9 protein-coding genes and 1 pseudogene are annotated in these 9194 nt (G+C 64.2%); 4 read left to right on the top strand and 6 right to left on the bottom strand.

Annotated elements, in window-relative coordinates; all coding sequences use genetic code 11:
* Positions 1–235, bottom strand: a pseudogene (locus UW3_RS29115) (HlyD family secretion protein); the annotation flags it as partial.
* A 305-nt stretch (positions 236–540) separates the two neighbouring features.
* Here UW3_RS29115 and UW3_RS0121720 point away from each other — a divergent pair.
* Positions 541–759 (top strand): hypothetical protein, encoded by a 219-nt coding sequence (locus UW3_RS0121720; RefSeq protein ID WP_010225604.1) that lies wholly within the window; start codon positions 541–543, stop codon positions 757–759.
* Positions 760–874: 115 nt separating this feature from the next.
* Here the strand turns inward: UW3_RS0121720 and UW3_RS29020 are convergent, their stop codons facing one another.
* Positions 875–1048: a hypothetical protein gene (locus UW3_RS29020; protein ID WP_162835463.1), complete on the bottom strand. Its 174-nt coding sequence runs from the start codon at positions 1046–1048 to the stop codon at positions 875–877.
* Between the two features lie 141 nt (positions 1049–1189).
* On the opposite strand from UW3_RS29020, the gene UW3_RS0121710 reads away from it, so the two are divergent.
* Both UW3_RS0121710 and UW3_RS0121705 read left to right on the top strand, forming a co-directional pair.
* Positions 1190–2221: a DUF1176 domain-containing protein gene (locus UW3_RS0121710; protein WP_081492843.1), complete on the top strand. Its 1032-nt coding sequence runs from the start codon at positions 1190–1192 to the stop codon at positions 2219–2221.
* A gap of 66 nt (positions 2222–2287) precedes the next feature.
* Positions 2288–3445, top strand: coding sequence for a hypothetical protein (locus UW3_RS0121705; RefSeq protein WP_010225601.1), 1158 nt, complete (start codon positions 2288–2290; stop codon positions 3443–3445).
* Between the two features lies 1 nt (position 3446).
* On the opposite strand, the gene UW3_RS0121700 is transcribed toward UW3_RS0121705, so the two are convergent.
* On the bottom strand, positions 3447–4076 hold the full coding sequence (locus UW3_RS0121700) for a DUF3885 domain-containing protein (RefSeq protein ID WP_010225599.1): 630 nt from the start codon (positions 4074–4076) through the stop codon (positions 3447–3449).
* 107 nt (positions 4077–4183) lie between these two features.
* Here UW3_RS0121700 and UW3_RS0121695 point away from each other — a divergent pair, with 107 nt between their 5' ends.
* Positions 4184–4489 carry a chorismate mutase gene (locus UW3_RS0121695; protein WP_010225597.1) on the top strand — a complete coding sequence of 102 codons (306 nt, stop codon included), beginning with the start codon at positions 4184–4186 and terminating at the stop codon, positions 4487–4489.
* A 45-nt stretch (positions 4490–4534) separates the two neighbouring features.
* On the opposite strand, the gene UW3_RS0121690 is transcribed toward UW3_RS0121695, so the two are convergent.
* From UW3_RS0121690 to UW3_RS0121680, 3 genes are all read right to left on the bottom strand, one after another.
* Positions 4535–6532, bottom strand: coding sequence for a peptidase U32 family protein (locus tag UW3_RS0121690; RefSeq protein ID WP_010225595.1), 1998 nt, complete (start codon positions 6530–6532; stop codon positions 4535–4537).
* Positions 6533–6769: 237 nt separating this feature from the next.
* On the bottom strand, positions 6770–7150 hold the full coding sequence (locus tag UW3_RS0121685) for a RidA family protein (RefSeq protein WP_010225593.1): 381 nt from the start codon (positions 7148–7150) through the stop codon (positions 6770–6772).
* Positions 7151–7202: 52 nt separating this feature from the next.
* Positions 7203–8915 carry an amidase gene (locus UW3_RS0121680; RefSeq protein WP_010225592.1) on the bottom strand — a complete coding sequence of 571 codons (1713 nt, stop codon included), beginning with the start codon at positions 8913–8915 and terminating at the stop codon, positions 7203–7205.
* Positions 8916–9194 lie beyond the last annotated feature (279 nt).

Here is a 9194-nt window from a genome sequence, read left to right as displayed (position 1 = left end):
GCCCCTCGACTGCGGCCAGGCCTTGCACCCCCCCCGCCTGCGGCGCAAACACCTTGATCAGGCCCCCCTGGGGTACCAGCACACCGGTCACGGTGGCGCGGCGGGTGTAGCTGGCGCAGGTCAGAAACACGATCAACAGCACGCTGAACAGCAGCGCAGCAAGTGCCGCCCAGCGCAGGGGCACGGGCGCCACCAGCAACACACTGCCCAACTCCTTGTCACGCCGTGCGTGCACGGCTTCGCTCCTGAATAACATGCCAATCCATGACCCGGCGGATAACGTTAATCACACTGAACAGACTGTTCACCTGAGTCCGTAGCAGCATAACGGCGGGTTAATCCGCAGGCACTAGCACACTTGTACTATTGCACGTGAGCCCGTGGCATTACTAACTTGGCCGGGGATCGAAACAGCGAACAACTGTAATTAAAACTGTGATCGGTCTCTCATTTTTAAAATGAGTAATACGCTGCGCCCAGGCCCTCTCCTGGGGGGATCAACCTAGGACGAACCCACTGTATCAACGAGGTAACTATCTCATGACCCATGCACAAAACATCGACATGACCACCGCCACGCCAGCCGCCCTGCGGGTGCTGGACGATCAGGAAGTAGACCAGGTAAGCGGCGGATTTTCCGTCAGCGCAGGCTCCTGGACACTGACCGGTGGTTCCTACAACTTCGGCGCTGGCGCCGGTTACCGCTTTGACTTGTACAGGGGCGGTGCGCACCAGGGCAGCTATACCCTGTGCAAATAAACGCGGCACTTAGATGAGTTGGTTGTAAGTAAAGGGCCATTGCGGCCCTTTACTTAATATAAAACTCAACCGTGGGAGCAGGCTTGCCCCGCGATCTTTTAAACCTGCCACAACCTCAATTACCGTCCGCCACCTTGCGCTCGATTTCAGCGATCTTGCGGCTGAGCTCTTCGGCGGCGTCTGCCTGGGTACGATGGGTGGTCGGGGTGATCGGCCGGTTGGCAGGGTCGTTGTCTTCAGCAGGCTTGTCCGTCTCGTTGGCGGGCTTGTCGCGGTCATTGCTGTTCATTGCAGTTACCTCCCGTGTCATACCCGTTGGATAGCACAGCAGCCTCGGAGTTCTCATCGGCAACGGCTTGAAGTTGGCCTGGCTTCTGCGATGATGCCCGGCCAAAACGCACGTTCGCTTACCCCGCAGGATTGAACCACAATGGTTGACGCAAGATGGAACTGGCTGCCCTTGATGCTCCTGCCGGCCCTGGCCCTGGCCGCGCCGGAACCGGAACAGGAGCCGGTGCTCAAGCAGTTCAAGGAATGGGTTGTGGGCTGCGACAACACCCGGCGCTGTACCGCCGTGTCCCGTAGCGTCGACCAGGGCGTGGGCCTTGAGCTTGTGCGCGAAGCCGGGGCCGAAGGTGCCACCGCCTTGACCCTGTTCACCGACGCCAGTGTCGACCTGGGCGCCAGGCTGCTGATCGACGGCGGCCCGGCGCCAGCGGGATTTCGGCCAGGCTCGCAGGGGCAGATGCGTTATCACGCAAAAGGTGACGTCGCCGTGAGGTTGCTGCGCCAACTGCGCAACGGCCAGACCCTGTCATTGGACACTACCAACGGCCAGCACCCGGTATCGCTGCAGGGCCTGAGTGCCTCCTTGCTGTTTATCGACTCAGTGCAGGGACGCATCGGTCACCCCAGCGCTTTCGTAAACCCCGGCACGCGACCCGACAGCCAGTTGCCGCCAGCACCGCCGACACCCACCCTCGCCCCCTTCACACCGGCGCCAGGGGTGAGCGATGGTGAGCAGAAGGCCATCGCCGACGCAGTCATTGCCATCACCCGGCATGAATGGAGTGAACCTGAGTATGACAACTGGCAAGCCGAAGCCGAGGTCTCGGCCCTGGACGCGACCCATGTGCTGGTAGGCCTGCGCTACGGCTGTGCGGCCCAGGGCTGCATGTACAGCTATTACCGCGCCTTGCGAACCGCGCCCTATCAACCCACCTCGCTGCACATCTCGGTTCCCAAGCATGATGTGCTGGGCGGCGAGATGTATGGCTTTTTCAAGTTCGACCCGGCCCGCGGCGAGCTGACCCAGTTGCAGCCGGGAGGGCGCTACTGCGGCGCGAATGCAACCTGGCGCTATGACGGAGCCGTGATGCAGCTCAAGTCATTTAGCCGGATGAGCTGGTGCGACAGTGTGGATACCGCCCATTGGCCGCAGATCTGGCGTACCAAGGGATAGCGCCAGGCATACAGCTTGGCGCAGGCATTCGGTACACTCCGCGCTTTGACCCTAGAGCTCATGCGCATGGATGCCCTCACCCGCTTCGCCCTCAAGCCGCTTGCTGCGGGTCTCGGTGTGTTCACCCTGGCCGCCTGCAGCCTCATCCCAGCAGGTGGCGAGACCGACCCGCCAGGCGACGGCCACCTGCCCATGCACCAGCGTCAGGCCCCCGACTGGCGAGCCCTGAACCTGGACGCGGATCAGGACTGGCTGCTGATCGACCTAAACAGCCTGCAGCATGAGGGTGGCATTACCTACGCCTGGACCGGCATCCAGCGCCACCGCTATCCAATGCAATACGGCCACGCGGTGATGGCCCTGCACAGCCGCGAGCACCTGGCGTTTTATTGCGAGCGCCAGCTCATCAGCCGGCAAAGCCAGTTCTTCCTCGACAACGACAACCGCGTAGACAGCACCCGACTCAAGTCGCAGCCCTTCAGCGCGTTCTACCGGCAGGCCCCGCTGTACTATCAGCAGTTGTTCAACGCCGCCTGCCAACCGCCGGCCGAGCTTGCCAAGCTTGCGCCGCTCAAAACCCGTACGCCGTTGCCGCCGCCGTTCCTGCCGCCCAGGGCCAGGCCTGAAGTGCTTGCGGCCATCGCCGCCCTGGAGCTGCCGACGCCACGCCTGACCCTGCACAGGCTGGACTATCGCTACGAGGCGAAGCTGACCGACGGGAACGCTACCGTCGACAGGCCGCGTCAGGTGTTCCTCAGCAACGACAGCCGCTCCGGCCAGCTGTTACTACAGGCCGTGGACCCGACGATAGCGCAACAGCTGCAACTGAGTTTTCGCGGCCTGTTCGATCTGGCCGCACGCGGTATCGACATCATGACCGGGCAGGAACAGGACGCCAGCGACAGCTTGACCGCGCTGTCATTCACCGGCGCCTGGCAAACCCTGCCCGCCCATGCGCAACTGAGCTACACCATCAGCTATGCCGGGCAAACCGCGAGCATTACCCGCACCACCCACTGCCAGGTCGGCAAGGCGCGACCGGCCAGCACCTTGCACTCGGCCCTTCAGGGCAGCGCCAAGCCGTTGACCTGCACCTGGCAGAGCCCACGCGGCAACCGTTGGGTCGAAGGCTACAGCTACCTGAGCGACTATGGCGTGTTCGTCCGTACCCGAGAAGACAACCCGCTGGGCACCTGGCGCTGGAAAATCGAGTCGCTGCAGTGAGTCAATGCAGGACGGTGGCGAAAGTCGCGTCCATGCGCTCGCGGTCGTAGTCCAGCAGCCACGGCTGATGCTGACGGTACAGCAGCGAGAGCACGTCATGGTTGGGGCCCACCACATCCATGCCCCGATCGTCATAGGGCAAGGCCATCAACCGCTGGTTGAGGTTGAACAGGTAGACAGCGCAGCAAGGGTTCGGGCGAATGGTCCCCGGGTTATCGGCCAATGCGCACCAGAGCACCGGTTGCAGCAGCGACAGTGGCGCCTCGAAGGCGAGGTGCAGCCAGTACTCGGGCTGATGCTCTTCGAACCAGTCGTCCGGGTCCAGCCGCTGGCTCCACAGCGAGCGCTGGGCGGGGATGCGAATACCGGCGGCACGCAGATCGCGCAACACGTCGCGATGGGCAAAACCGTTACCGTTGGAGTGCACGCGCAGGCACACCACCATCGATTGCTCGCCGGCAAACAGGTCGCGGCACACCGTGGTTGCCTTGCTGACCGCCAGCAGAAAGCGCTCGAGGGTCCCGGCGCCTTCGGCCAGCTCGAAGCGTAGGCCTTGCGGGTAGCTATAGAACAACGGCCTGGCAAAGGCCAGGCCGCTGAAGATCTGTTGGATTTGCAGTTGTAGAGTCACATTACCTTCCTGGCTGTCGGCCCCACACTTCAGGGGCCAGAGTCCGTTCAGGCATACTACTGGAAATCAACTGGCTACCGCCACGCTGTCTACTGAAAGGAGTTCACATGGACGTACACTGCACCTCGATCGAAGAAGTTCGCCACCACATCGACGGCATCGACCGCGAACTGGTCGCCCTGCTCGCCCGGCGCGGCAACCTGGTCAACCAGGCGGCGGCGTTCAAGAAAACCCACGACGATGTCCGCGCCCCGGCACGGGTCGAGCAGGTAATCGCCAAAGTGCGCGCCCTGGCCGTGGAGTCCGGCGCCTCTGAAGAGGTGGTCGAGCGGGTTTACCGGGCAATGATCGCAGCCTTCATCGATGCAGAGCTCAAGGCGCATGCGGCGCTGTCAGTGCAGCCTGCACCTTAGTTACGATCGCGGGGCGGCGCTTCGACTTGCCCCGCGATGCCTCACTCAGTGCGGTGCGCGGGGGATGGTCTTGAGCAGGTCTTCAGGGCTGATGTGGCCCACCACCTGCTGCACGCTACCCGGTTGCGGCAGGCCGAGGATGTGGCCTTTCATCTTGCCGATCACGTGCATTTCGCACGGTTTGCAGTCGAACTTCAGGGTCAGCACTTCATCGCCGTGAATCAACTGCATCGGCGCGACCTTGGTGCGCACGCCGGTAACGCCCTTGGCCTGCTTGGGGCACAGGTTGAAGGAGAAGCGCAGGCAGTGCTTGGTGATCATCACCGGCACTTCGCCTGGCTCTTCGTGGGCCTCGTAGGCGGCGTCGATCAGCTTGACCCCGTGACGGTGATAGAAGTCGCGGGCCTTCTGGTTGTAGACATTGGCCAGAAACGACAGGTGCGACTCCGGGTACACCGGCGGCGGGCTGGTCTCGGCCTTGCGGCCACCGCGCGGGTGCGCCTGGATGCGCGCGGCGGTCAGCGCTTCGATGACCTCGCGGCGCAGCGCCTTGAGCTGCGAGTTGGGGATGAAATACGCCTGCGGCGCATCAAGCTGAACGTCGGTGGCATGGTACTCGGTGGTGCCCAGCTGGCCGAGCAGGTCGCGCAGTTGCTCCAGCGCCTGCTCCGGCTTGTTGGCCAAACCAAACGGACCGTCCAGGGCGACGCTGGCGCTGATGCCCTCCTCGCTGGTGGCGGTCAGCGCCAGGCGCTGCTCGCTCAACTGCGCAACCCAGGCCAGGCCGATACGGCGCTCGGCCGAGGTCTTCTGCAGGGCCTGCTGCCAGTTGTGGTCGAGGTTGCGGCTCAGCGGGTGATTCGGCCGCAACTGGTGCAGGCCCTTGGGCATCTCGTTGGGCTCGACACGGTAGCGGTAGCGCTTCTCGCCTTCTTCATCGAACTCGCCCTTGGGCTCGGCGATGTTGGCGCGAAAACCCACCACTTCGCGCTTGACCAGCACATTGAGGCCGTCGCCGTTGGACAGTGGCTCATGGGTGACCACCTGCAGGTCACGCTTGCCGACTTTTTCAACCACGCCCACCGGCAGGCCGGTGAAGGTCGGCGAGTCGAAGGCGCCGATGTCGATCTTGCGCTCGCTGACAAAGTAATCGGTGCTGCCGCGGTGGAAGGTCTTGTCCGGGTCGGGCAGGAAGAAGTGCGCGGTACGCCCGCTGGAGGCGCGGGCGAGGTCCGGGCGGTCTTCGAGCACGGCGTCCAGACGCTGGCGGTAGTAGGCGGTGATGTTCTTCACATAGCCCATGTCCTTGTAGCGCCCTTCGATCTTGAACGAGCGCACACCGGCCTCGACCAGGGCACGGATGTTGGCGCTCTGGTTGTTGTCCTTCATCGACAGCAGGTGCTTCTCGTAGGCGATCACCCCGCCCTTCTCGTCTTTAAGGGTGTACGGCAGGCGGCAGGCCTGGGAGCAGTCGCCACGGTTGGCACTGCGGCCGGTCTGGGCGTGGGAGATGTTGCACTGGCCGGAGAAGGCCACGCACAACGCGCCGTGAATGAAGAACTCGATCGCCGCGTCGGTTTCGTCGGCGATGGCACGGATTTCCTGCAGGTTCAGCTCACGGGCCAACACCAGCTGGGAAAAGCCGGCCTGGTCGAGGAACTTGGCCCGGGCCAGGGTGCGGATGTCGGTCTGGGTGCTGGCGTGCAGCTCGATCGGCGGGATGTCCAGTTCCATCACCCCCAGGTCCTGGACGATCAGCGCGTCGACGCCGGCATCGTACAGTTCGTGGATCAGCTTGCGCGCCGGCTCCAGCTCGTTGTCGTGGAGGATGGTGTTGATGGTGGTGAACACCCGGGCGTGGTAGCGATGGGCGAACTCCACCAACTGGGCGATATCGCTGACGTCGTTGCAGGCGTTGTGGCGAGCGCCGAAGCTCGGGCCGCCGAGGTACACGGCGTCGGCGCCATGCAAAATGGCCTCGCGGGCGATGGCGACATCGCGGGCGGGGCTGAGCAATTCCAGGTGATGCTTGGGCAGGGACATGTTTTTTTAGTCAGGCTGTCACGGTCGAGGCGCGCATTGTAGCGGCGAAACGCCCGATCGGCACCCGTAGCCTGCCCGGTGGCTGCAGAAGCTGGCGCTGAACCTGTGGGAGCGGGCTTGACCCGCGATGAGGCCCCTGCAGCCAACACACCTGGTGTTGGCTGAATTACAGCCGCTTCGCGCCTCATCGCGGGTCAAGCCCGCTCCCACAGACAGATTGCCTCCACACAAACGGTCTCAGGCCTTGGCCGCCATCGCCGTTACTTCCACACGCATGCCTTCCACTGCCAGCGAGGCCACGCCGACGGCGGCGCGTACCGGCCAGGGCTTGGCGAAGAAGCGCTGGTACACCTCGTTGAAAGCAGCACGCTCGGCCATGTCGGTAAGGTAGATAGTCAGGTGCAGGACCCGGTCCATGGAGCTGCCGGCACGCTCCAGGGCGACCTTGAGCGCTTGCAGGGTGCACTCGCTCTGGGCAGTGATATCGCCCAGTTCCAGGCTGCCGTCGGCACGGGTGGGGATCTGGGTCGAGACCAGGATGCCAGCGAAACCGGCAACGTCGGAAGAGATCGACTCGGCGTCCGGATCGGGGATGAAACTGATGTCTTGGTTAGCCATGGATATCTCGTGTCTGGGGAACTAAAAAAGGGCGGTCACCCGCCCCTTTTGCTTACTTGCCGCTGGCCAGCGCTGGCGTGCGCGGAGGCACCAGGCGCTTGGACCCGGTCGACTCAAACGCCGCCGCCAGGCGCAGCAACGACGAATCGTCGTAGGCGCGGCCGGCAAAGGTCAAGCCCACCGGCATGCCGATATCGGCCATCACACCCATCGGCACGGTCACCGTCGGCACGCCCAGGTGACGGATCGCCAGGTTGCCGTTGGCCACCCACACGCCGTTGCTCCAGGCAATGTCGGCGGACGCCGGGTCGACATCGGCGTTGGCCGGGCCAACGTCGGCGACGGTCGGGAAGATCACCACGTCGAGCTTGAGTGCATCCATCCAGTCTTCAAGGTCAATGCGCCGGGTCTGTTCCAGGCCGCGCAAGCCATCCGGCACGGTGCTGATCTGGTCCCACGGGGTGATGCCGCGCTCGGCCATGCGCACATATTCGTCCATGCCGGCCGCCAGGTCGCCTTCGCGGTTGGGCAGCGTGCCCGGATCATGCGGGAAAATCTTCGGCCCGTCGACGTCGACCAGGCGGTTGAGTTTGGGGTCGCCGTTGGCCTGGAGGAAATCATCGAAGGCCCAGGCGGTCAGGTCCCATAGTTCATGGTGGAGGAACTCCTTGGACACCAGACCGCGGTTGAACACGGTCGGCGCGCCCGGGCGGTCGCCCTCGCAGTTGGACACCAGCGGGAAGTCGACTTCGATCACTTCGGCACCGGCCGCTTCCAGCGCCTTGCGCGCCTGCTCCCACAGGGCGATCACCGACGGCCGGGTGTTGATCCGCTGCCCGGTCGGGCCACCGATGCCGGGGGCTTCGCTGGTGCCGGCTTCAGGGTCGGCGTTGATGTACATACGCGGCACGCCGAAACGCTTGCCCTTGAGCGCGCTGGCATCGGCCGCAAGCTCGTGGTAGGACGCCGGGCGCACCGAGTCGACGCTCGGGATCGGTACCCAAGGCTGCAGGCGCCACAGGTCGCCGCGTTTGTCCGGGTCCTCGGCGACGACGATGTCGAGCACTTCCAGCAGGTCGGCCATGGTCCGGGCAAAGGGCACCACCACGTCCATGGTCGGCGTCAGCGGCCAGTTGCCGCGCACCGAGATCACCCCGCGCGACGGCGTGTAGGCACACAGGCCGTTGTTCGAGGCCGGGCCGCGGCCGCTCGACCAGGTTTCTTCCGCCAGGCCGAAAGCCGCGAAGCTTGCGGCGGTGGCGGTACCGGCACCGTTGGATGAGCCCGAGGCAAAGGGTGCCGTCAGGTAGTCGGCGCTGTACGGGCTTTCGGCGCGGCCGTAGACCCCGCGCTGCATGCCGCCGTTAGCCATCGGCGGCATGTTGGTCTTGCCCAGGCAGATGGCGCCGGCAGCGCGCAGGCGTTCAATGGTGAAGGCGTCGCGATAGGCCACCAGGTCAGCGAAGGCCGGGCTGCCGGAGGCGGCGGTCAGGCCCTTGACCAGGTAGCTGTCCTTGGCGGTGTAAGGGATGCCGTCGAGCGGGCCGAGGGCCTGGCCCTTGGCGCGGCGCGCATCGGAAGCCTGCGCTTCGCTCAAGGCTTCGGGGTTACGCACCACCACGGCGTTGAGCTTGGTGGCAGTGTTCGGGCCGTCGTACGCGTCGATGCGCGCCTGGTAGGCTTTAACCAGTTCAACCGCGGTGGTCTGGCCGGACTCGAGCGCAGCGCGCAGCTGGGCAATGGAAACCTCTGTGACTTCGATCATGCTGCTACCGCCGGCTGTTGATGGCTGACTGGGTGAAGGCTTCCATCACAAGGGGTCTGGAACACAGGGACTTCACGGGTTTCAAGATGGGTTCTCATAGCTGTTCTCATTGCACGGCATGACGCTGCAGGGTCTGGACGAATTACCTGAGCGGCCTATTTAGCACCAAAAATGCCCACAGAGGAACGGGTGGCCAGCGGGCAGCGGTGCATTCAGCCGCGTGCGGGGTTGCAAAATCGGGCGGAGCCCCAGCTCCGGCGCCAGCCTCGATTCAGCTTT

This window comes from Pseudomonas donghuensis, from assembly GCF_000259195.1.
Lineage (GTDB): Bacteria > Pseudomonadota > Gammaproteobacteria > Pseudomonadales > Pseudomonadaceae > Aquipseudomonas > Aquipseudomonas donghuensis.
The sequence above is the reverse complement of the archived record's forward strand: the minus strand, read 5'-3'. Positions and strand labels throughout refer to the sequence as shown.